The sequence below is a fragment of the bacterium SCSIO 12643 genome (assembly GCA_024398135.1).
Lineage (GTDB): Bacteria > Bacteroidota > Bacteroidia > Flavobacteriales_G > Salibacteraceae > CAJXZP01.
The window spans coordinates 576,512-601,285 of record CP073750.1; the positions used below are offsets into that span (position 1 = coordinate 576,512).

Sequence of the window (24,774 nt, forward strand, 5' to 3'; positions counted from 1 at the left end):
TCAAAAATAAACCTATCATATTACATTTATCTCTAGGTTAAAAACCGAAACTAATATCAATGATGAATTATAAAGCTTCTCTTCCAACTTCATTACCTGAAGCATCTGTAAAAACAACATGTGTTGCTACAGCCGGTGGAACTGGAAGATTTGCCTTATTTAGACGTGATGATGCTTCTCCTGAACCAGATGAGTTTTTAGCACCTGAGGTTCCTCCCCCTAATCTTTCGTTATGGGTGAATGATCTTGATAAAGGATCTGAAATTATAGTAGTCTTGACAAACGTTGTAGCCCCGATTTTTGCCTCACAATCAAATTCTGATCTTGGCTTAGTTCTAAAGTTTCCTCCTCCTCCTAACCAATTAGCTTTTACTGTATAATCAACAACATTACCAGCCAAAACAGCAGCTTTAACTGGCTCTTCAACCTCTTTACTATGTTGTGAATTAGCATTTGAGGTAATAGGATAAATATTTGCCGGGATTCCTAATCCACCTAAATTATCATTCAATAAATGTCCTCTAATAAACGTTTCCGTTGGATGAGCATTATCTAACGGAGCATAAATAGCATCATCCTGACCAGATAATCCAGGGCTAGATCCCTTTGGTAAATCAGCTTTATCTAGTTTTGCCACTGTCTTCTTACCTACCTTTGCATTTTGGTTTATCGCCATGCCTGGTCCTAGATTATATGGTAAAGTTTGCGATTCATAGGTAATTGAGGAAGCCATTTGAACAGTATCCCCACTTACATTTTTTTGTTGAACGGTATTTAATACATATTTCATCTGCAAAGCCTTTGCTCCCATCATATCCGCTTCTCTTTCCAACCCCGCATCATCATTAATGTTGACTTTGCCTTTCATTTGCCTAGTCGGCTGTACACGTCCTTGTTTTTGTTGCACCACATGCCACGCTTCATGAGGCAAATGTTTCTCTTGTCCGGACGCTACATGGATATCTGTTCCCTGCGCATAGGCATATGCATTGAGTTGCGCAGGTTTTGACGAATTATAATGCACTTTTACATCATCCATTGAATAACCCGATAAACTTTCAATTCCTGATTTTAGTTGGTGAGGAAGTCCAGTATTATTCATTTTTTTATTCGATCTATTTGCGATTTCTTGTAACTGACTTACCTGATCATCACGTTGATCTTGAAAAGCAACTCGTTGTCGTACTTTTTTTAATTGCGTATTATCAACTCTAGGTTGGTATTTTTTGTAGTTTAATCTTTCCATTTAAATTCTATACTTCATTATTATGTACCCGGTGCCTCAACGAACCCGGCTTTATAGGTATCTATTGCTTGCTTAGATTTTATAGCAACGTTAATAGCATCTACCCATTCACTTTTTTTATCTGGGATTTCCTTAAACAAATTCCATAGAACATTCTTGCTAATTCCTCCAATAGTTGCTGCAGGTAGCCCTGTGATTGCAATTACCAAATCATTCCTCGAATTAGGTTTATTGTCATTAGTTCTTGTATCAACATAATCTTTTAGTCGATTAGCTTCTGCAACAATATCATTGGTAAATATTACCTCAAAAACTGCCTTAACAGCACCATTATTCAACGCATATAATGCAGATACTTTTTTTGCCAGAGCATCAGGTTTAGCATGGGACTGTAATGCTTTACCCGAGGTTAATTCATCTTTTGATAATTTCCCTGTTTTGAATCTAGGGTCATCATCTGAATAGGGGTCATCAAACCTTCCTGCATCCGTATATACTGCTGCCTTGGTATCAAAAGCCGCATGCGTTTTAAACCAATTGGCATTGTGCGCAGACAACAGATGATCTCTTAGATGTAATGATTCCACATTCTTATCACCAAATGGCTTTTTATCACCACCGGTCACTTCATCATAGTTCTGAGTATTTAATAACAAGTTGGGTTCCGGCCAATAAGGCGCTGCTGGATTCACACTTGCTGCAGCCTCTCTAACTTTCATATCTAATTCGCTGGATTTAACAGTTTGTAACGACTTAGCCTTTACTTTATCGCTATCCCCATCTGGCCCCGCAGCCATTGGATCATCTCCGGTACCTAAATGTCTAAACCTATAACCTCCTGCCACTATTGCAGGATCAACATGTTTTGATGCTTTATGAGCTCCTATAACATTATCAAACCTTTCAAACAAGGTTTTCTCCACACTGCCCAAATCAGAAGGATCTTCTTTTGCTTTCATATTGACTGCATCCGGATCACTCACATGAATATAAACGCGTTTATATCGCTCCTCGAGCATTGTCTTAAATTCTTTCGTATAGGTTGATTTCATAATCAAATTCCTAGCAAGATTAGGTGCATTTGATAATGATCGCTTCTTCTCTTCTACTTTTAGTTCTGACTTTCTAGTAGCTTTATGAATCCCCTTTCTAGCGTTTTTATATTCTTCAACACTTGCTCCGGCTTTGTTTAAATGATTTTTCACACTATCTGAACTACTATCATCTTCGGCTTTATCTGATGCATCTTTATCCACTGCATCTCTAACTTCTTGGATCGGAACTTCATCACTTGTACCCTCTTTTACCCATTTAGGTCGCCACAAATGACCTATTGCACCTGCCGGAAACGCACTAATATTTTTTGCTGTATCTACTTCTGATTGGATTTTAGCTTTCTGAGTATTTTCCTCTTCTGCTGCGGATTCCATAGAATTCACTCCAACCACTAAAGCAAATCTCTTTGCGGCAGCTTCCGGAGTAGAAAATGCTTCGGTTTTGTATTGGTTAGCAATCCCTACCGGATTTTTGTCTTTGCCCCTCGCAATTGTTGCTACATTACCGATATATGCATTTGCGTCCACCTTATCTCCCAAAGGAACCGGTTCTGTGGATACAATAGCATTTTTTGCCGGTGTCACATTTACGGTTACATTACTTAACTCATCTCCACTCTTAATTTCATACCCGGCAACAGCTCTTTGAACTAGCTGAACTCTATTTCCATTTGTACATAAATTACATACGTTGGGCACGGTGGTCTTCATCTGTAAAGCTTTCGCTCCCATTACATCTGCTTCTCTTTCCAAACCTGCATCATCATTAATATGGACTTTACCCATTAATTGCCTGGTCGGTTGTACTCTTCCCTGTTTTTGTTGCACTACATGCCAAGTCTCATGAGCCAAATGCTTTTCCTGTCCAGACGCGACATGGATATCTGTTCCTTGTGCATAGGCATGTGCATTGAGTTGGGCGGGTTTTGAAGAATTATAATGCACTTTTACATCATCCATGGAATAACCTGATAAACTTTCAATTCCTGATTTTAGTTGATTGGGTAATCCGGTGTTATTAGACTCATTTGCAGAAGAATTTGCCATCAATTGAATCCTAGAATTTGTTGTAGACTCCTTTCGGTTATCTTTAAATTGCACAGATTGATTTGGGACATTTTGTAAATTGTTGTGACCTGTATCCACTTTATTCTCTTGTACTCTCATAATTCTGAATTAAGACTGTAACACTGATTCTATAGCTGTTTTATCTGCATCCTTATACACTCCATCAATTTCTAATTGATTATTCGCCTGGAGCAGTTTTAAAGCTGAAGCCGTTTTGTTTCCAAAATCACCATCCACATCTCCACAGTTACATTTTAAATGATTCAACATCAATTGTAACTTGATTACTTCTTTTCCTTTGGCACCATGTTTTAAAATTGGGTTTGGGATTTCCAATGCTGTAGATTTGGATAGTACTCTATAACTTAAAACTTTTGCCACATCATAGGCTGCAATAGATACGGAATTGCTTTGATTACCTCCTAAACAAAAAACTTTATCTCCGGTTTCATCAAAACCCAAAAAGAATCCTACATGCCCTTTCCAGGAATGTGGGCTACTTCTCCAAAATACTACCACATCTCCGGGCTTAGGTTGAGAAGTTGCTGTTCCAATATTTGTCCAGGAACGCGCATTAGGTTTTCCGGTATATGGTAAATTGGCTTTCATGGTACACCAATTAACGAAGGTACTGCACCATGGAATTTCATCATTATGAATTCCAGAAATCCCGGTTTCTTGCGCATATTTTACGATTTGAGGTTGGCTTTCATCACCCGCTATTTCATGAATACCAAGTTGTGAAAATGCAATTTTTAAGACGTCCATAGGTTACATTTAAATCCAGTCTCAAATTATTCATTTCTTCGCTTTTACTTATAGGTAAAATTACCTGTATTATAGTGTTGTGGATTTTACCTATTTCAAGTTTAAATACTCACATCTAGGTATATTTTGAAATACAATAAAGCTTTACTTTGCAGCCTCAATCAATTAAGATTTAACCACATGGAGATCATAGATAAAAATTACTGGGATAGCAGATATAAATCAAATGAAACCGGATGGGATATTGGTTATGTATCCACACCTATTAAGGAATATCTGAATCAACTTCAAGATAAGTCCATCGATATTTTAATTCCCGGTTGTGGTAGTGCATGGGAAGCTGAATATTGTTTTCAAAATGGTTTTATCAATACCCATGTGATTGACATATCTGATCAGGCGATTGAAAGATTTCAAAAAAGAGTTCCTGATTTTCCAAAAGACAAAATCTTCAATGCGGATTTATTCACCCATGATCAACAGTATGATTTAATTATCGAGCAAACTTTCTTTTGTGCACTTCCACCAACCATGCGAAATGATTATGTCAAAAAAATGCATAGTTTAATTAAACCTCAAGGGAAACTTGCCGGACTTCTATTCAATATTGAATTGTTTAAAGATCACCCTCCTTTTGGTGGAGATCGCATGGAATATTTGGAATTATTTTCCCCTTATTTCCATATCAAAACTATGGAAGTTTCACACAATTCTATACCACCCAGAGCCAATAGTGAGCTATTTGTGATTTTAGAAAAAAAGTAAGTTTATTCATTACCAATTCAATACTTTTGAAGCATGACAGAAGTAAAAGAACGTACCATAATTCTAGATCACAAACAGGTTGAACAAAAAATCACCCGAATTGCACACCAATTGTATGAAAACAACTTTCAGGAAAAGTCAATTGTGATAATGGGCATTCATGGTGAAGGTTATGTTTTAGCGGAAAGACTAACTTCTTTACTTCGTGAAATTTCAGATCTAAATATTGAATTGTTTGGAATCAATATGGACAAGAAAAAACCACTTAACAGTGGTTTGAATTCTGAGATCGATGCCAAAACACTGAAAAACAAAGCGGTTATTTTAGTGGATGATGTACTTAATTCGGGTAAGACATTGGTTTATGCGACTAAATTCTTATTAGACTTTAGTGTAAAAAATTTGCAAACCGTTTGTTTGATCGATCGTAAACATAGAAAATTCCCAATCCGTGCGGATTTCGTAGGACTAACGCTTTCTACCACATTACAGGAGCACATTACAGTTGAGTTCGGAAAAGAGGATATTGTTTATCTGGATTAGTTAAAGCTGTTTTATTTCTTTTACTAACTCATCTAGGCGTTTTGAATTTAAATGGAGCATTTCAAATTGCAAATGCGCACGTTCGTAATACGGTAATCTTTCCTTCAAATGCGATTTGACAAAAGTTGTCAATTCTTCCTGATCCTTTCCCGCTAATAAAGGTCTTGAATCTCTGCTATTTAATAAGCGATTTATTAACGATTTTTCATCTAGTTTTAGGAAAATTGACCTTCCATTTGCATTAATGGCATCCATATTTTGAAAAAAACACGGGGTACCACCTCCTGTGGAAACCAAAATATTTTCAAAATCACATACTTCTTCCAGATATTTTTTTTCGAGAATCCTAAAAAAACCTTCGCCCTTATTTTCAATTATTTGTGCTACTTTTTGATGTTCCCTTTCTGCTATAAAGTGATCTAAGTCTATGAATTTCAGATTTAAACGAGCCGCTAACTTCTTCCCTATTGTGGTTTTACCCACTCCCATGTATCCAACTAAAAATATTCGCATCTTCTGTTTCAAAAATATAAAAGCAACTGGTTTTGAAGACAATAAAATAAAGTTTAAAAAAAATCAAATTTCATGCATGTCAATCTTTGAACTCTATGTATATTTGCACCGCGCTTTTAAAAAGCACGGTTCGGTAGCTCAGTTGGTAGAGCATCTCCCTTTTAAGGAGAGGGTCCTGGGTTCGAGCCCCAGCCGAGCCACATCAATAAAGAGCAGTATTGATTTTATCGATACTGCTCTTTTTTTTGCACCATACTTTTTCTACAATCTCCTTTTATGTTAAAAATTCAATTGAAGAAAAAAACACTTGGTTATCTATAAACTCTATATATATTTGCACCCGCTTTTGAAAAGCACGATTCGGTAGCTCAGTTGGTAGAGCATCTCCCTTTTAAGGAGAGGGTCCTGGGTTCGAGCCCCAGCCGAATCACTTCAAAAAAAGGGAAGTTTTCAGCAATAAAAACTTCCCTTTTTTTATGTCATTTATTTTCACTTTACATCAATAATTTAACCCCTCAACGACTTCAAATTCCGTTTATCACTTTCAGTTTATTACTTCTTTACAAAAACTTACATTTGAACAACGAGAAACGGACATGAAAAAAAATCAGTTATATCTATTGCTCCAATTTGGAGGTTGGTTATTCTACACCATCATTGCCCTGTTCCTAATACGCATCCAAAATGAACCTATCACACTAAAGTTCGTTACCGCATTATTTTTAATTTATGTGATTGGGATAGGATGTACACATTTTTATAGAAACTGGATTCATAAAATGGGCTGGAAAAAACTTAACATTTCCCAGTTGATTCCTAGCATTCTTGTTGCCGTCATTATTCTGTCATTTGTTTTTCAAGCGCTCTATATTTTAGGGAGGTTCATCATGTTTCATGAACCTCAACCTCTGGATTTCACCAGTAATATTGGAAATATTTTAAACTGGAGTCTATTACTTGGTATGTGGAGTGTAATCTATTTTGCATATCAGTTCTTTGAACGTTATAGAACTGAGGAGATCAAGAATTTAAAATGGGAAGCATCTAAAAATGAAATTGAGTTAAATAAACTCAAGTCTCAACTTAATCCACATTTTATATTTAACTCGATGAACAGTATTCGTGCGTTAATTGATGAAAACCCGGTTAAAGCCAAGAGATCCGTTACGCAACTTTCTAACATCCTTCGTAAAACTTTAATGATGGGGCGTAAAAAGACCGTTCTATTTGAGGAAGAAATGGCCGTTGTAAATGACTTTATAGAATTAGAAAAAACCCGCTATGAAGAACGTCTGGATTTTGAAACAGACATTCATGAGGAAGCCTATACTTATCAAATTCCGTCTTTAATGATTCAAACTTTGATTGAAAATGGAATCAAACATGGCATTTCCAAGATTCCAGAAGGAGGAAAAATTGATTTACGTGCACATGTTATCGAAGATAATCTTATTATTGAAATTGAAAATACAGGTGAACTTATAGAAAACTCTAAACCAGAAACAGGTTTTGGAATTATTAATACTACACAAAGGTTACATTTGTTATACGGAGATCAAGCTACATTTAAAATCTCCAATTCTGATAATCACACCGTGTTAACACAGGTAAGTTTACCCAAAGAACCGATATAACTATGATTAAGTGTCTTATAATTGATGATGAACGTTTAGCTCGGCAAGAACTAAGACGTATTCTGGAAAATCATAAAAACATTGAAATTCTAGATGAATGTGGTAGTGCAGATGAAGCCATCACCAAAATAGAAGAGTTAAAACCAGATCTGATCTTTTTAGATATTCAAATGCCTGGAAAAAATGGATTTGATGTCCTGGAAGAAATTATTTACACACCGGAAGTTATATTCGTCACTGCCTATGATGAATTTGCATTAAAAGCATTTGAAGTAAGTGCATTGGATTACATCCTTAAACCGGTCGAAGAAGATCGTTTTGATGAATCTTTGAAAAAGGTAATCCAAAAGATCAATGACAAACGCCAGGATAGTGATACGAATTTACCTGCGGAGCAATTAGGTGAAAATGATCAGGTGTTCGTAAAAGACGGTGACAAATGTTGGTTTATCGAATTAGGCAAAATTCGCTTATTCGAATCTGAAGGAAATTATGTTAGAGTCTATTTTGACAACAACAAACCGCTTATTTTAAAATCGCTGAACAATCTGGATAAAAAATTAAGCGATAAGCTATTTTTCCGTGCCAATAGAAAGCACATTATCAACCTGAAATGGATTGATAAAATTGAAACCTGGTTTAATGGTGGACTTCTCGTGATTCTTAAAGATGACAAGAAAATTGAAATTTCGAGAAGGCAGGCGGTTAAACTTAAGGATCGAATGAGTTTGTAAGAAATTAACCTTCCCCAATAATCTACTAGGTTTGAAAAACCTAGTAGATTATTGGGGAAGGTGTTTAAATTAAGAATTCATCAATTTTTTATATCTGAATTTTCCAGGAGGATTATCTCCAAGTCTTTTCTTCTTATTGATTTCATAATCGGTAAAATCTCCTTCAAAGAAATATACCTGAGAATCTCCTTCAAACGCTAAGATATGAGTACATACCCTATCCAGGAACCATCTATCGTGAGATATAATCACGCAACAACCGGCAAATTCCATTAAAGCATCTTCTAATGCCCTTAAAGTATTAACATCAATATCATTCGTAGGCTCATCTAATAGAATCACGTTTGCTTCTTGCTTTAAACTCATCGCTAAATGCAAACGGTTTCTTTCACCACCTGAAAGCACTCCTACTTTTTTACTTTGATCATTTCCGGTAAAATTAAACTTACCACAATACGCTCTGGAATTAATTGTTCTACCTCCTAGCTCAATATTATCATGACCTCCTGAAATCACTTCCCAAACAGTTTTCTCAGGATCAATATCCGCATGCGCCTGATCTACGTATGAAATCTTAACCGTTTGTCCGGTGGTAAACTCTCCACCATCTGGTTGAATTTCATCCATGATCATCTTAAATATGGTTGATTTACCAGCTCCATTGGGACCAATAACCCCAACGATTCCTGCAGGAGGAAGTTTAAAGTTTAGATCTTCATACAATAACTTATCTCCAAATGCCTTTTTCACATGAAGCGCTTCAATCACTTCATTTCCTAAACGCGGACCTGGTGGAATGAAAATTTCCAATTTTGCTTCTTGCTCTTTCACATCAGCATTCAGCATCGCATCATAATTCTTCAAACGCGCTTTAGATTTGGTTTGTCTTCCTTTTGCGCCTTTACGCACCCAATCTAACTCTTGCTTTAATGCTTTTTGTCTTTTAGACTCTTGCTTTTCTTCGTTGGCTAACCTTTTTGATTTTTGATCCAACCAACTAGAGTAATTTCCTTGCCATGGAATTCCTTCTCCCCTATCCAACTCTAAAATCCAACCTGCAACGTTATCAAGGAAATATCTATCGTGTGTTACAGCAATGACTGTTCCTTTATAATCCGCTAAATGATGCTCTAACCACATTACCGCTTCCGCATCCAGGTGGTTGGTTGGCTCATCGAGTAGTAAGATATCCGGCTCTTGAATCAATAATCTCACTAACGCCACTCTTCTACGTTCTCCACCAGATAACACCGCAATTTTTGCATCCGGATCCGGACAGTTCAACGAAGCCATAGCACGCTCAAGTTTACTATCTAAGTCCCAGGCTCCAAGTGCATCAATTCTATCTTGTAGTTTACCTTGCTTTTCCATGAGCTTCTCCATTTTATCCGGATCTTCATATACTTCTGGTAAACCAAACTGGTTATTAATTTCTTCGTATTCGTTGATTAAATCAACAGACTCTTGCGCTCCTTCTCTTACAACTTCAATAACGGTTTTCTCGTTGTCTAATTCTGGTTCCTGCTCTAAGTATCCTACAGAGTAACCCGGAGAAAAAGTTACTTCACCACTAGATGTTGGTTCTATTCCTGCGATGATTTTTAGCAAGGTAGATTTCCCCGCACCATTCAGCCCCAGAATTCCAATCTTTGCCCCATAGAAAAAAGACAAATACACATTATTCAGAATTTTCTTATTTGGGGGTACTACTTTACTTACCCCAACCATTGAAAATATTATCTGCTTATCGTCAGCCATATTTTATTAATTATATATTGGTAAATACACAGGATTTCTTCGATTGTATTCTCTCAGGACATTATGCATCTCCTTCAGTCTATACCTCTTATTTAATCCCACATAATTGTTAAACATTATTTCATCATCTTTAATCATTTCCAGTAGCATCTCAGGTGTAAATTCCACAATTGGGCCTTTATCTATTCTGAAAATGTATTCTGTAATTTGACTTCCACCATTGATCTGTACACCTACACCAACTCCGGCTCCTCCCCAGCTACTCATTCCGACACCTGCAGTAGGTTGAACCCTAGGTCTACTTGCATCGTACGACACTTTACAAATTCTACCAAAGTTCGACATACGAACAAATCCCAATTGGCCTAAATTCACATAAAACACACGGTTTTGGACAAAACCAAAAACCTGATCTACACTATAATATTTATATGTGCTATCCGGTTGCATGGCTTCAAAACTTCCTTTTGCTAAAATTTTATGGTAAATATCCGGATCAGTATAGGGAACAGTTGTCATCACCTTATCCAAAGTAATCGGTTTATTCTCCAGGAATGCGCCACGACCAATATAAAAGCCATCTCTAAATTGATAGGATGCAGAATACTTAATGGAATCCTGTAATGAGAACTCTTTATCCGATTCATTCAATAACGGATTTCCGGTAGTATCTACTTTTGATTCTTGAATGATCGAATCAACTGCAACACTATCCATTTCATTTTGTGCTTGCACTGTACCAGCAATAAGTATCAAACCCGCACTCCAAAGTAATCTTTTCATATTCGGAAATTTCTACGTTTTCAAAACTAACATCTAGAATATGTTTTACAAGGCAAATGCTTATAAATTTACATTGCTTTTCACATCTCCCGATTCCAGAAATTAATTTATTGAATGTGACAATTTTTCGTATTTTCGGAACCAAGTTTAGTGGGCATATGAAGAAAATTATACTAGGAGTTATTTTTATGTGGAGCTTTATCGGATTTGCGCAAAATCAAATCAGTTCCAAAAAGGTTGTCATCAAAGGTGTCAGTGTGGTCGATCCAAAAGGTAAACCAACATCTTATGCACCACTCCTAAAAAATCTGGAAGCCCCAAATCCCGGAGGAAAAGGATATAAACAATTTTTAAATCAACAAAAAGTAAAATCTGCCCAATTACCTCAATCCCGTCAAAGCGATTCAGAAAGTATTAAATATGGAAACCTCCCTGATCCTGTGATTTTGGATTCCATGAAAATGCGTAAATACATTGCTCAAATTGATTTGGAAGACATTTACAACGGAGGCACTCCTTTAGATAATACCATGGCTTTAAGTAACGACTATTTATTGGCTAGTGTGAATAGTTTTTTATGGGCTTACGATGTTACCGGAGATTCTAATTTATTTGTCGATGAGTTTGGAAGCACATACAATATTTCATTTGCACAATTTGGTCAGGATTACATTGTAAATCCAAATGTCGAGTTCCCATTTGATCCAAAACTATTATACATCCCTGAACGAGATCGTTTTATTTTCTTGTTTCTTTCAGGTAGACAACCTTCAGATTCTAAAACGATTGTTGGATTTAGTTCTACCAATGATCCACGTGATCCATGGTACGTATATATGATTCCGGGAAACCCTCGCGGTGTAGACCAATGGAGTGATTTTCCAATGGTAGGTTATGACAATGACAATATGTATTTATCACTTAATTTACTTAAAGCCAACACCTCATGGCAACTTGGTTTTCAAGGCAGTATTGTATGGCAAGTTCCAATGGATGAAGGTTTTGGAGGTGATTCTACCCTAAACACCGTGTTGTATGATGACATTACTCATGGAGGAAATAATATCCGTAACCTGACACCAGTGCAGGCATCTACAAATTCATTAGCTGCTGAAAAAGGATTAACTTTCTTTTCGAACAGAAATTTTGATATTCAAAATGACTCGCTTTTTGTGGTTGAAATTAATAGAGGAAATCAAGACAAAGATATTTATACTTTGTCTTTACCCATCAATTATGGTGTTCCGCCAAACGGAATTCAGGCAGATGATGATCCAAACGATTTAACAGATGGATTACAAACAAATGATGCCAGATTTCTAAGTGCAATCTCTTATAACAACTCTTCCAACCAAAAATGTTACGAGTTTGTAGGAAATACCAAAGACTTTGGCACATCAAGATCAGGGATTTATCATGGTAAGATCATTCAAAAAGAGTCCTTAAAGAAAAATCCGGAAATCACTGCCAATATTATCACTGTAGATTCTTTGGATTTTGGTTATCCTAACATTTCATATGTCAACAACGGAAAAGGATGTTACGAAGGTTCTTTAATTGCATTTAATCACACTTCATCTACAGAATTTGCCGGTGTTTCTGCAATACGTCATTCTTTTCTTGAAGGCTACTCTAACATTATCAGACTTAAAAACGGTGATGATTATGTAAGGCGTTTAAGTGGCAGTTATGAAAGATGGGGCGATTATTTTGGAATGCAGACTTTACCAAACGATCCTAGTCAGGTGTATACAGCGGGTTTTTATGGCACCAATAAAAAGAGCTCTTCTACCTGGTTTACGCATTTGGCCGTTTCGGATACCAATGTGATGACCAATTCTCAAATTGTAAATAAAGGTGATTATTTTAATTGCTATTCTGAAGTAAGCATGGTGACCCAAAATGGTTTTGCACCATATACATACAGCTGGTCAAATGGAGTAACAACCAATCATAACATCATTAATTTTTGTGAGGGGTTCACCGTGACTATTACAGATGCTAAAAACTGTACTACCGAAATTGTAAGTAAACCTATCGATATTAAAAAGAATGATGTCTTATATCCTAATCCGGTGACCGACCAATTGACAATCGGATTTCGTATTGCTAAAAACACATTGGGTAATTTTGGCATTTATGATGTTTCAGGAAGTTTGATCGTTAATTTAGGAAGTCAAAATATTCTGGCAGGTAAAAACGAATTCTCATTCTCAGCACTCCCATTACAAAAAGGGGCTTATGTCTTAATCATTAAAGACATCAACGATGAGATTATCATTCAAAAACGATTTGTAAAATTATAGACCTTGAAATCTATCCACATTTTCCTGACGACCCTGTTTATTTCCAGTATTGGTATTTCTCAAATGCGTGTAGACATCTACCCCACGGAAAAATTTATGGTGTCTAACATTCTTATGGCGGACTCCTCCATAAAAGTATGGAATGTCTCATTTCACGGAACTCATGAAGCCAGAGGAGTATTCTACAATTCCGGTACTCCAATAGCTATTGAACAAGGATTAATTCTAACGACTGGACATGCTACCAATGCGCAAGGTCCGAATAAAGGTACAGGATTCACCACATCGAATAGATCTCGAGGAGATCAGGATTTACACTTTTTGGCTAAGTTCAAAACATACGATGCCACTTCTATTTCATTTGATTTTAGCGCCACCAATGACCTGATTCGATTCAATTACGTTTTCGCTTCTGAAGAATATCCGGAATATGTAGGTTCTACGTTTAACGATGTTTTCGGCTTCTTTTTAACAGATTTGGAAACAGGAGAAATGACCAATTTAGCCGTCATCCCAAATACAGAATTACCAATCACAGTAAACAATATCAATCATAGAAAACATAAAAATTTTTATGTAAACAATTCCTTCGGTGAAAACAACGGACCTACTATAGAGTATGATGGTATGACCAAAACTCTTATTGCATATAGTGAAGTGGTACCAGGTAGAAAATACAACATCAAAATTGCCATTGCGGATGTTGGAGATGATGCGTTTGATTCCGGAGTGTTTCTGGAGGGAAACTCCTTTAGAAGTGAGGATAAAGAGACCTTCTATAAAATGAACACTTCATATTTCAAGGCCTTTGGAAATTCAGAAATCACTCCACAAATAGCATCACAGGAAAATAAGCCTTCCGCAACTGCCGAACAGATTATTGAAGAAAAGCAGGTTGAAGACATGACCTCTGAAGTTCAGGTTCCTCGAATGGAGAAACCTTTAGCGCCTCAACTTGATTCAATTATTATTTATTTTGACTTTGATAAATCTCAAGCAAGTGAAACTCAATTAAAAATTGCACAACAAAAACTAAACGAAATACCACTGGAACACTATGACTTAACCATCTCAGGTCATACAGATCAAAAAGGTTCTCATAACTACAACCTCACCTTATCCCAAAAAAGAGCGTTTTTTATTAAGAATTGGATTTTAAACCATTATAAAACTAATATTATAGCAGTAAAAGGCTTTTCATTTGATCAACTGGCTCATACTCAAACCCATGATTCTGCAAGGGCAAAAAACCGAAGAGTTGTCATACGTTTTTCTTTGAAAACCCGCTGATATCAGACCTAAAAGTATTTGTATATCTTACTTCTATTAACTACTTTCGAAATACTAACATATAAAAATTATGTCCCATGGAAACCAAGTATAAATTAGCTGTCAGTGTAGATTTCACTGAAACTTCGCGTCATTCATTTTCTGAATCTTTATATTTAGCTAAGAGAGCTAATTTAGAAGTGGTCATTGTCCACATTAATTGTGACCCTACCAAAACAGAAGCAGATTTCGATAAACTTATCACTGAAATGATTGAGGATAATGGAGATGCTGCAAAAGAAGTGGATATCTCATATAGAATTATACCTGGTGAAAAAGGCGAAATCGTTGAGAGACTTGCCAGAACCATTGATCAAATTGATCCACTTTATGTTGTGGTAGGTTATGAAATCAAACGCGGAATGGATCGTTTTGTGGGACCGAATATCAAGAAGATTATTTACGAAACTAAATATCCGGTAATTGCATTGAAAAATATGGAAACCGTTAAAGAGTTGACTACTTTGTTTTTCCCTTTAACACTGGAACAATTTTCACGTCAAAAGACAAATATTTCGATCAAGTTTGTGAAGGATATGAATTTGAAATTCCAATTACTTCCACTTAGAATCAGCAATACCAAAAAAGATGATGTCCACCAGGAAATCATCACTAACAATATGATCAAAAAATTAGATGATCATAATGTAGATTACGATGTAGAATGGGAAGAAGGAAACGATGAAGTAAAAATCCTTCTAGAGAAAACCGCAGAAGATAATACCGGCATTGTTTCCGTTGTTTTTGAAAGTTCTCCCGACTTTTTAGATAACTTCAGAACGACCAGAGAGGAGAAATTACTCCAAATGACGCAAGATCCTCTGCTCATTGTGAAATCTCATCATAGTCCATTCTTATATTAAACACAGAGTATAAAACAATTAGAGTCTGATTTTTTCAGACTCTTTTTTTTAGGAGCCACTCCACCTTTATTTTGGTAAAAAACAAATTAAATAATACTTTCACCGCCCAATTAAATCAATTAAGTCATGGATGTTTGTAAGAGAATAGCAGTACCAATTAGCTTTAATAAAGCCTCTATTCATGCTGCTGGCGAAGCTTTTTTTCTCGCTCAAAAAAATGGAGCTGAAGTTGTATTTATTCACGTGAATACGGATCGTTCTAAAACCGAACGTTACTTTAACGATGAGTTTAGAAAGGTGATCGAAAGTCATGGTGAACTGTCTCATAATCTAGACATCAGTTGGAGAATTATTCCAGGTGAAAAAAATACAATTGTGACGCAAATTGCAAAGACAATTGATTTATTAGAGCCTCTGTTCCTGGTTGTCGGATATGATGTAAAGTCGAAGTATGATTTAGGTCCAAACATTAAGGATATTGTTTATAAAACCAACTATCCTGTGATTGCTTTAAAAAGTGGTGAAACAGTAAGACAATTAACTACTGTATTGTTCCCACTTACATTAGAGCCAAACTCGAGACAAAAAACAAATATCTCTATCAAGATTGCCAAAGATTTAGGCCTTAAGATCGCTCTATTCCCTATGAGATTAGGTAATACGAAAAGAGATGATACCAAAGAGCACATCTTTGTGGAACAACTTAAAAAGAGGTTTGAAGAAAACAAAATTGACTATAGTGTAGAATGGGCAGACGGTAAAGATGCTGTAGATTTGATTCTGGATCGTACGAACTACAATAAAACCGAAATCATCGGTATTGTATTCGAAAGTTCTCCTGACTTCCTGGACAAATTCAGAACAACCAGAGAAGAAAAGGTACTGAGTAGAAATACCAATCCATTATTGATTGTAAAATCTCACCACAGCCCTTATATCTACTAATTACAATATTTTATCAACAAAAAAGCCGATTTGGATTCCAAATCGGCTTTTTTGTTGAATATATTTAACCATCCCAAACAAAAGGCATTCTTTTTGTTAATTCGGTGACGTATATTGCGGCTGCAAAAAATTTCAAGTATTCTAATCAAATTATATGTTGAGAAATCAAACGACTCTCGTTGTCATACTTTTATTTTTAGGGTTTTCTTCATTTGCCCAGGATAAATTAATCACATTAGACGATATATATACAAAAAACACGTTTAGATCTAAACGTGTTTGGGGTCTAAGGTCCATGCATAATGGAAATTACTACACAACCATCACAAGAACCAAAGAAGGACAAAATATTGTCAAATTCAGTTATACCACAGGTGATTCTGTGGAAACTATCTTTAGCACTTCCACAATTAATCAACCTTTTGAATTCTCTGATTATCAATTCTCTGCAGATGAATCAAAAATCATGTTCACCACTGATGAAGAAAGAATTTATCGTCATTCTACCAGAGAGCATGTGTGGATTTACGACATCAAAAAATCTGAGTTAAAACAGATTTCTCAAAACGGTAAACAACGTTATACGACCTTCTCTCCAGACGGGAAAAAAGTAGCTTTTGTACGAAACAACAATCTTTATATTTATGATTTAAAATCAGGAAAAGAAACTGAAGTTACTACTGATGGTGAATTCAATAAAATCATCAATGGAGCTACAGATTGGGTATACGAAGAAGAATTTGCTTTTGACAAAGCATTCACCTGGGCTCCGGATAACAAACACATTGCATATTACAGATTCGATGAATCACAGGTAAAAGAATTCAATATGATCATGTACCAGAATCAACTTTACCCAAAAGATTATCGCTTCAAATATCCTAAGGCAGGAGAAGACAATTCTAAAGTCGATATCTACATCTATAATCTTAAATCCAACAAATCTGTAAAAGCGAATTTTCCGCAAACAGAATACGTTCCAAGAATCAAGTGGGCATCTCAAAATGATTTGGCAATTCAAACTTTAAATCGTCATCAAAACGATTTGACCATTCACTTTGTAGATCCAATTTCCAATACCTCTCATGTAGTGTATCATGAGACTTCCGAAACTTATGTTGAAGTAGTTGACGATTGGTTTTTCTTACCGGACTCAAGACAAATGTTAATCACCAGTGAAAAAGATGGTTACAAACACATTTATAGCATTAACTATCAATCTGGTATTGAAAAGCAGTTAACTTCTGGACAGTGGGATGTTACCAACTTCTACGGTGTTATGGAACAATCTGAAAACATCTACTTCCAGTCTGCTGAAGTTTCTCCGATGCAAAGACATATCTACAAGATGGATTTAAAAGGCAATGCAATTACACAATTGTCTCAAAGAAATGGATGGAACAATGCGGCATTCTCCAGTAACTTCTTGTTTTATATCAACACACACTCCAGCGCGAACAAACCTTATACTACTACTCTAAATCTGGAGAATGGGAAAGAATTAGCGCAGTTAATGGATAACAAAAAACTGGAAGCAACTCTTGCCCAATATAAAATCAGTCAAAAAGAGTTTATCAAAATCCCAACCTCGTATGGCACAGAATTGAATGGATGGATGATTAAACCCGCAGATTTTGATCCAAATAAAAAATATCCTGTTCTGGTAACCATCTATGGAGGTCCGGGTTCTCAAACTGTAAAAGATGTTTGGGATAACAATATGATGTGGCATCACTTATTGGCTCAAAAAGGTTACATCATTGTTTCAGTTGACAATAGAGGTACTGGTGCCAGAGGTGCCAATTTCAAAAAGATGACTTACCAACAACTAGGAAAATTAGAGGTGGAGGATTATATCGAAACTGCGAAACACCTGGGAAGTCAAAAATATATTGATCCGGAAAGAATTGGTATCTGGGGATGGAGTTATGGCGGTTACATGTCTACTCTAGCTATTTCGAAAGGTGCAGATTATTTCAAAGCAGCTATTGCTGTAGCTCCGGTAACTACATGGAGATATTATGATAATATCTATACAGAGCGATATATGAGAACACCTCAAGAGAATCCTTCAGGTTATGATGACAACTCACCTATCAACTTTGTAGAGAAAATTAAAGGGAATTATTTATTAGTTCATGGAACCGCGGATGACAATGTTCACTTTCAAAATACTGCGGAGCTTGTAAATGCGTTAGTGAATGCCAATGTACAATATGATTTCTATATGTATACCGATAAAAACCATAGTATTTATGGCGGCAATACACGTAGACATCTATTCACAAAATTTACCAATTTCTTACTTGAAAAACTATAAATAAGCTTCTTCCACAAGAGTGGATAGAATTGATATATTTGGAATCATTAAAAATCATATAAAAACATGGATAATCAAAATACACTGGATTCAAACGATGAACTTGAAGTAAAAAATGCACGGACAAAACACCCTTCCGGACTATATACGCTTTTTGCAACCGAAATGTGGGAACGCTTTAGTTATTATGGAATGCGTGCATTATTAACACTGTACTTAACTGCGGAACTTGTTAATGATGGTTTTGGACTTTCTAGAAATGAAGCATTAGAACTTTACGCGATATTTACTGGATTGGTATACTTAACTCCGATTCTTGGTGGATGGGTAGCTGATAATTTATTCGGTCAAAGAAAAACGATTTATGTTGGTGGCATCGTAATGGCTGTAGGTCAGTTGCTTTTAGCTGCAAGTGCTTTTATGGCCCAGGATTTAGAGCCTGAATCCAGAAACTTTTTATTCAACTTTGGACTTGGTGTATTAATTATCGGTAATGGTTTCTTCAAGCCAAACATTTCTACCATTGTAGGTGATTTCTATGATGACAATGACCCGATGAAAGATGCCGCATTCAATATCTTCTACTTAGGAATTAATCTGGGTGCCATCCTGGGAACATTCGTTGCTGGTGGTTTAGGAGAGAGTATTGGCTGGGGCTATGGATTCTTAGCTGCTGGTGTAGGTATGATTATCAGTGTAATTTGGTTAAACTACAAAGAAGAGACATTATTAAACAATGGTTTACCTCCTAAAGGTGATCAGAACATTGTTAGAATCGGCACAAAAGACTGGACACAAATCTTCATGACTTCTGTAGGTTTAGTTGCAGGTACTTTAGCGGTAATTACTATTTGGGGACTTATTCCTGAGGATGTAACGACTTATATTACCACTGCAATGTTTGCGATTCTAATCTTAGGGTTAGCGATCGTAATTTTCAAAGGTACTGAAGGTCCTAGTGAATGGAGTAGAATGTCAGTAATCGTAATTCTGGCAATTTTCAATATTGTATTCTGGGCTGGTTTTGAACAAGCCGGTGGTACATTCAACCTATTCGCAAAAGAAAACACCAACCGTATGATTGGAGGCTGGGAAATGCCTGCAACTTGGTTTCAAAATGTGAATTCACTGGTAATTTTAATTGGTGCACCTTTATTTTCTCTTATGTGGTTGAAACTAGATAAAATGAAATTCAACCCAAGAACACCTTTAAAATTTGCTATCGGATTATTCCTTGGAGCCATTGCATTCTGGGTAATGTCACAAGCTAAAAGCCTTGCGGATACAGGCGTATTGGTTTCTCCATTCTGGTTAGTTGCAGTATATACGCTACTAACTCTTGGTGAATTAATGCTATCTCCTATTGGTTTATCTATGATTACCAAACTGGCTCCAACTAAGCTGGTATCAGTAGTAATGGGATTATGGATGGCCAGTTTTGCAGCAGGTAATTACGTAGCTGGTATGCTTGAAAGTATTCTTGAAAAATATGATTTCGAATTGTATCCATTCATCACCATGTTGATGTTAGGTTCTGGGGTTGCGTTACTTGTAATTTCTCCACTACTCAACAAAGCAATGAAAGGGATTCACTAGAATCATTCCTAATATACTGTTAAAGACTAAAAAGGCGGAACGAAAAAGTTTCGCCTTTTTAATTTATAAATTTAAATTTGAAGAAAATTGAATCTTATGAAGTTCTTAAATCTTATCGGACTCGTAGCTTTACTCGCAGTTGCAACACCTAACAACATTAATGCACAGCCACTCAAATCTGGATTGGCTTCATCATACACAGCTTCTATACCTGGTTGGTTAACCAGTATTGAAGAAGCAAATGCTTTATCTGAGAAAACTGGCAAACCTATTATGGCCAACTTTACCGGAAGTGACTGGTGTGGATGGTGTAAAAAACTAAGAAGAGAAGTTTTTGATACTCCTGAGTTTATTGCCTGGGCAAAAGACAATGTGATTCTATTGGAATTAGATTTCCCTAGATCATTTCAAATTCCGGATAACATCAGACAACAAAATCAACAAATGCAACGTGCATTAGGTGTAAGCGGCTATCCTACCATTTGGTTTTTCACTTTAACCAACAACGATCAGGGACAAATCAATATTAATCCATTAGGAAGAACAGGATACGTACCAGGTGGACCATCGGCATTTATCAAAGTGGCAAATGAACAAATCAAGAAAAAATAAGGATGAAGTTTAAAGCATCTTTATTCATCATTATTTTTGCCCTATTCTCAAGTATTCATGTCTTGGCGCAGGACCAGAATAAGATTCACTGGTTGACTGTAGCTGAAATGCAGGAAGCAATGAAAAAAGAACCCAGAAAGGTTCTTATTGATGTGTATACCAACTGGTGTGGACCTTGTAAAATGATGATGAGTCAGACCTTTGGTAATCCACAGGTTATCAAATATGTCAACGAAAACTTTTACGCAGTAAAATTTAATGCTGAAGGTAATGATGCCATTACGTTTAAAGGCATCGACTTTGTCAATAAAGCGTACAATCCGGCAAACGCCAATCGTAGAAATGGCACACATGAATTCACGAAAGCGATTGCTCCGGTAAATGGTAGAATTGCATATCCTACCATTGTGTACTTGGATGAATCGCTTCAGATTATTTCTCCGGTACAAGGTTTTTGGAAAGTTCCACAATACATTCCCCTACTTCATTTCATTCACGATGAAGTATACAAAACATCGGTATCATTTGAAGCCTATTTAAAACAATTCACGTCTAAATAGAATTTGAATTTAGAGCTTAACGCTTGCACCGATATTAAACCATCTTCCAGGCATTCTGGCTCCTAAAATATCACTATAATTTTCATCAAATAGGTTAATCACCTCTCCCTGGATTTTGCATTTGTTATCCAAAACACTCATCCCAACACTCAGGTTAACCACAGTATAGGAAGGTTTTAATTCCACGTCTAACGTATTTGAATACGCAGACTCTCTCATTTTATACAACCCACTTACTCCAAAATCAAATCGGTTAACACGCATCAAAACATTACCATTGATTAAATGTTTTGCATGAGCCGAAACATACTTGGACACCGTTCCTTCAGGGTTTGAAGATTCTAAACCGGTATATCCCAAAGAAGCCGTTAGGGCATCACCTGAATTAAATTGTTTGGAATACCACAACTCTACTTCTACTCCCAATGTATTCACAACAGAAAGGTTTTGAGAATATAAATACGTTCCATCCGGAACCAATTGTACAGGTACATTATTGATGTTACCGCCTAAAGTTGGTACATAATCGATTAGATCATCAGATGCACGATAAAAACCGGTAGCCACTAATTTTAGACCTGAACTCAAATAATAATCCACTCCCGCTTCATAACTCCAGGAAGATTCTGCTATCAAATCCGGATTACCAATATTTCTTCCCGGAGAAAGTGTTTTTAAGTTATTGGATACAAATCGCTCCGTATAATCAGCCGCTCGAATCCCTTTTCCTAAACCTCCTCTAAAAACAAACTTATCATAGATATAAGCCAAATTTAACTGTGGACTCAACTCCCATTCGTAATTATCATCATAGTCCGTTCTCAAACTTACTGTTGAAGTCAAATTCTTAATAAACGTTCCAATCCATTGTCCATAAATACCTGCATGAGAATTGGTATGATTTCCTCGATCATTACTTTCAATAGAACGTGTATCCAATTGAACTCCATACACAAACGTATGTTGGTCAGACATTCTATAACTTTGATTTAATTGAAACAATCCAAATCTGGTAGTATGATTGTTTTTGGTAAATAATGGATTAAAAATAAACTCATCCGTACTTTGTCTGAACGCGACATCGATTTCTGTTTTGAATTTACCATTACTTCCAGATAGTTTCAAATCATTAAAGAAAACCGAAGTACGCTCTATAGATTCATCGTATGAACTCGCTGTATAGAAATATTTAGCATTGAAATTTCTTTCATCGTATGAACTTCTTAAACCAATGTTCCAATGATCTCCCAATGATCTCCCCACACTTCCTGAGAATGTATTCGTTTCAAACCAGGTATTATAATTAGGCTCAACACCTTCTACCAAATAATAATTTGGATTCTCAAATTGTTGTCCCTTCGATTTATTACTCTGCGCACCTATAGAAAACTTCCATTTATTCTCTTTTCCGAAAATGCTCAAGTCATAACCTGAATAGCTATTTGAACCTACTTTAGCACTGGCATCAATATCGAGTTGTTCATTGTTTGGCTCTACCTTAGTAATAATATTTACGACACCACCCACAGCATCTACTCCATAGATAGATGTGGCGGTACCTTTGATCACCTCCACCCGTTCAATTTCTGAAAGTGGCACAGGTATGTATCCATTAAAATGTCCGGTTAACGGATCGTTAATCCTAACACCATCTACCATTACCAATACTTGATTAAAGGTAGACCCTCTTAATGTTAAATCACTTTGTACGCCATATCCACCTCTGGACTGTACCTCCATTCCGGGAACATATCTTAAAAGTTCGTCAGTGGAATGTACAGGGAGTTCCTTGATTTTATCTGATGTAATTACCAAAACATTTCTACCTGTCCTCGTAATATTTTGTATGGTACGAAATGAAGTTACCTCTACTGAATCAAAATCGATTCCCTGATCTGATATATTCTGTGCTTGAATTTTAGTTCCGATTAAAATCAGAATCACTCCTAAAAAAACATTTTTCATCCTATTAAACTTATTGTCAACGGTTACCCCTAAATTTCCGTTGCGTTTATAAAATTTCGATGCGAATAAAACATGAATCCGGAGCCTGACAAACATATTTCTGTCATATTCTACACATGATATTAACTTCCTTTTTATTCGAAAAAAATGTTATTTATTGTAATAAATAATATTTATATGTTTTGAGTTTTAATTACCCATAATTAATAAGAAAACTATCCTAAAAGTTTGACTGAAGATTTCCTGTATTTAGTACAATTTTATTCTGTAATTAGACAAAAAACTTCATGCATATATTATCGTTTCGCATAATATTCTAGTACACAAGCCCATGGAGATATGACTATAAAATGGCAAAGAAAAAAGTGATTATTGTCACTCAAAAAATACCTTTGTCGGTTGGAAAAAAATGAAAACAATGAGTATAGTAAGAAACGACTGGACAACAGAAGAAATTAGCGCGATTTATAATAAACCGCTTTTAGATTTATTATATGAAGCCGCAACAGTTCATAGAGAAAACAAAGATTATTCTGAAGTTCAAATTAGTAGTTTGGTTTCTATTAAAACAGGAGGATGTCCTGAAGATTGTTCCTATTGTCCGCAAGCAGCAAGATATCATACAGATGTAAAAGCACAGGGGTTAATGCCTATTCAGGAAGTAATCGACTTAGCTAAAGAAGCTAAATCACAAGGTTCTTCAAGACTTTGTATGGGAGCCGCCTGGCGTGAAGTTAAAGATAATAAGCAATTTGACCGTGTTTTAGAAATGGTCAAAGAAGTCAACAACCTGGAAATGGAAGTATGTTGTACTTTAGGAATGTTATCTGCTGATCAGGCGCAAAAGCTTGCTGACGCTGGGCTTTATGCTTATAATCACAATATTGATACCTCAGAAGAACACTACGGAGAAATCATTTCTACGCGTACCTATGACGATCGTTTAAAAACAATTGAAAACGTACGTAAAGCTGATCTAACTGTTTGTTCCGGTGGAATTATTGGATTAGGGGAAACCAATGAAGACCGAATCAAAATGTTAAAAGTATTGGCCACAATGGAAAAACATCCGGAGTCAGTGCCAATCAATGCATTGGTGCCAGTTGAAGGTACACCATTACAAGATCAACCTAGAGTTCCATTTGATGAAATGGTTAGAATGGTAGCAACTGCAAGAATTGTAATGCCTAAATCTGTAGTCAGACTTTCAGCGGGTAGAACAGAAATGCCTACAAGCGAGCAAGCATTATGTTTTATGGCTGGAGCAAATTCGATTTTTGCAGGAGATAAATTACTTACAACTCCTAATCCATCTGTAAAATCAGATATGGAGATGTTTGATATTTTAGGTCTTACACCCAGAGAAGCATTCAAGAACGAAAAGAAAAAAGCAGCTGTTGAAGCTTAGTTT

At 36.1% G+C, this 24,774-nt stretch carries 19 protein-coding genes, 2 tRNA genes and 1 pseudogene; 15 read left to right on the plus strand and 7 right to left on the minus strand.

Features of this window, described 5'->3' with window-relative positions:
- Positions 1-67: 67 nt before the first annotated feature.
- The 3 genes and pseudogenes from KFE94_02485 to KFE94_02495 all read right to left on the minus strand — a co-directional run bounded on the left by KFE94_02485 (position 68) and on the right by KFE94_02495 (position 4,137).
- Positions 68-1,246, minus strand: a complete 1,179-nt coding sequence (locus KFE94_02485; protein UTW67003.1) for a DUF4157 domain-containing protein — start codon at positions 1,244-1,246, stop codon at positions 68-70.
- A 1,763-nt stretch (positions 1,247-3,009) separates the two neighbouring features.
- Positions 3,010-3,468, minus strand: a pseudogene (locus KFE94_02490) (DUF4157 domain-containing protein).
- Between the two features lie 9 nt (positions 3,469-3,477).
- Complete coding sequence (locus KFE94_02495) at positions 3,478-4,137, minus strand: TIGR02594 family protein (GenBank protein ID UTW67004.1); 660 nt, start codon at positions 4,135-4,137, stop codon at positions 3,478-3,480.
- 180 nt (positions 4,138-4,317) lie between these two features.
- On the opposite strand from KFE94_02495, the gene KFE94_02500 reads away from it, so the two are divergent.
- Together KFE94_02500 and KFE94_02505 are read left to right on the plus strand one after the other, a co-directional pair.
- Positions 4,318-4,902 carry a methyltransferase gene (locus KFE94_02500; protein UTW67005.1) on the plus strand — a complete coding sequence of 195 codons (585 nt, stop codon included), beginning with the start codon at positions 4,318-4,320 and terminating at the stop codon, positions 4,900-4,902.
- A 33-nt stretch (positions 4,903-4,935) separates the two neighbouring features.
- Entirely contained in the window at positions 4,936-5,445 is a 510-nt protein-coding gene (locus KFE94_02505) for a phosphoribosyltransferase (protein ID UTW67006.1), read from the plus strand.
- Here KFE94_02505 and KFE94_02510 read toward each other — a convergent pair whose 3' ends face one another.
- Positions 5,446-5,958 (minus strand): shikimate kinase, encoded by a 513-nt coding sequence (locus KFE94_02510; protein UTW67007.1) that lies wholly within the window; start codon positions 5,956-5,958, stop codon positions 5,446-5,448.
- Between the two features lie 127 nt (positions 5,959-6,085).
- Between KFE94_02510 and KFE94_02515 the strand changes: the two genes are divergently transcribed.
- The 4 genes from KFE94_02515 to KFE94_02530 all read left to right on the plus strand — a co-directional run bounded on the left by KFE94_02515 (position 6,086) and on the right by KFE94_02530 (position 8,326).
- Positions 6,086-6,158 (plus strand) — tRNA-Lys (locus tag KFE94_02515).
- Between the two features lie 157 nt (positions 6,159-6,315).
- A tRNA-Lys gene (locus KFE94_02520) sits at positions 6,316-6,388 on the plus strand.
- A gap of 166 nt (positions 6,389-6,554) precedes the next feature.
- Positions 6,555-7,592 (plus strand): histidine kinase, encoded by a 1,038-nt coding sequence (locus tag KFE94_02525; protein ID UTW67008.1) that lies wholly within the window; start codon positions 6,555-6,557, stop codon positions 7,590-7,592.
- A gap of 5 nt (positions 7,593-7,597) precedes the next feature.
- Entirely contained in the window at positions 7,598-8,326 is a 729-nt protein-coding gene (locus tag KFE94_02530; GenBank protein UTW68199.1) for a response regulator transcription factor, read from the plus strand.
- Between the two features lie 69 nt (positions 8,327-8,395).
- Here the strand turns inward: KFE94_02530 and ettA are convergent, their stop codons facing one another.
- Positions 8,396-10,084, minus strand: coding sequence for an energy-dependent translational throttle protein EttA (ettA, locus tag KFE94_02535; protein ID UTW67009.1), 1,689 nt, complete (start codon positions 10,082-10,084; stop codon positions 8,396-8,398).
- 6 nt (positions 10,085-10,090) lie between these two features.
- Positions 10,091-10,867, minus strand: coding sequence for a hypothetical protein (locus KFE94_02540; GenBank protein UTW67010.1), 777 nt, complete (start codon positions 10,865-10,867; stop codon positions 10,091-10,093).
- A gap of 158 nt (positions 10,868-11,025) precedes the next feature.
- On the opposite strand from KFE94_02540, the gene KFE94_02545 reads away from it, so the two are divergent.
- The 8 genes from KFE94_02545 to KFE94_02580 all read left to right on the plus strand — a co-directional run bounded on the left by KFE94_02545 (position 11,026) and on the right by KFE94_02580 (position 21,398).
- Positions 11,026-13,173 (plus strand): T9SS type A sorting domain-containing protein, encoded by a 2,148-nt coding sequence (locus tag KFE94_02545; GenBank protein UTW67011.1) that lies wholly within the window; start codon positions 11,026-11,028, stop codon positions 13,171-13,173.
- 3 nt (positions 13,174-13,176) lie between these two features.
- Positions 13,177-14,463: an OmpA family protein gene (locus KFE94_02550; protein UTW67012.1), complete on the plus strand. Its 1,287-nt coding sequence runs from the start codon at positions 13,177-13,179 to the stop codon at positions 14,461-14,463.
- A gap of 77 nt (positions 14,464-14,540) precedes the next feature.
- Positions 14,541-15,365: a universal stress protein gene (locus KFE94_02555; protein ID UTW67013.1), complete on the plus strand. Its 825-nt coding sequence runs from the start codon at positions 14,541-14,543 to the stop codon at positions 15,363-15,365.
- Between the two features lie 126 nt (positions 15,366-15,491).
- A complete protein-coding gene (locus KFE94_02560; GenBank protein UTW67014.1) occupies positions 15,492-16,310 on the plus strand; it encodes a universal stress protein in 819 nt (272 codons plus the stop codon).
- A gap of 154 nt (positions 16,311-16,464) precedes the next feature.
- Complete coding sequence (locus tag KFE94_02565; GenBank protein ID UTW67015.1) at positions 16,465-18,630, plus strand: S9 family peptidase; 2,166 nt, start codon at positions 16,465-16,467, stop codon at positions 18,628-18,630.
- Between the two features lie 66 nt (positions 18,631-18,696).
- Positions 18,697-20,226 (plus strand): peptide MFS transporter, encoded by a 1,530-nt coding sequence (locus KFE94_02570; GenBank protein UTW67016.1) that lies wholly within the window; start codon positions 18,697-18,699, stop codon positions 20,224-20,226.
- Positions 20,227-20,322: 96 nt separating this feature from the next.
- Positions 20,323-20,838: a thioredoxin family protein gene (locus KFE94_02575; GenBank protein UTW67017.1), complete on the plus strand. Its 516-nt coding sequence runs from the start codon at positions 20,323-20,325 to the stop codon at positions 20,836-20,838.
- Positions 20,839-20,840: 2 nt separating this feature from the next.
- Positions 20,841-21,398, plus strand: coding sequence for a DUF255 domain-containing protein (locus KFE94_02580; protein ID UTW67018.1), 558 nt, complete (start codon positions 20,841-20,843; stop codon positions 21,396-21,398).
- A gap of 9 nt (positions 21,399-21,407) precedes the next feature.
- On the opposite strand, the gene KFE94_02585 is transcribed toward KFE94_02580, so the two are convergent.
- On the minus strand, positions 21,408-23,363 hold the full coding sequence (locus tag KFE94_02585; protein UTW67019.1) for a TonB-dependent receptor: 1,956 nt from the start codon (positions 23,361-23,363) through the stop codon (positions 21,408-21,410).
- Between the two features lie 418 nt (positions 23,364-23,781).
- On the opposite strand from KFE94_02585, the gene bioB reads away from it, so the two are divergent.
- Positions 23,782-24,771: a biotin synthase BioB gene (bioB, locus tag KFE94_02590; protein UTW67020.1), complete on the plus strand. Its 990-nt coding sequence runs from the start codon at positions 23,782-23,784 to the stop codon at positions 24,769-24,771.
- The last annotated feature ends 3 nt before the right edge of the window (positions 24,772-24,774 follow it).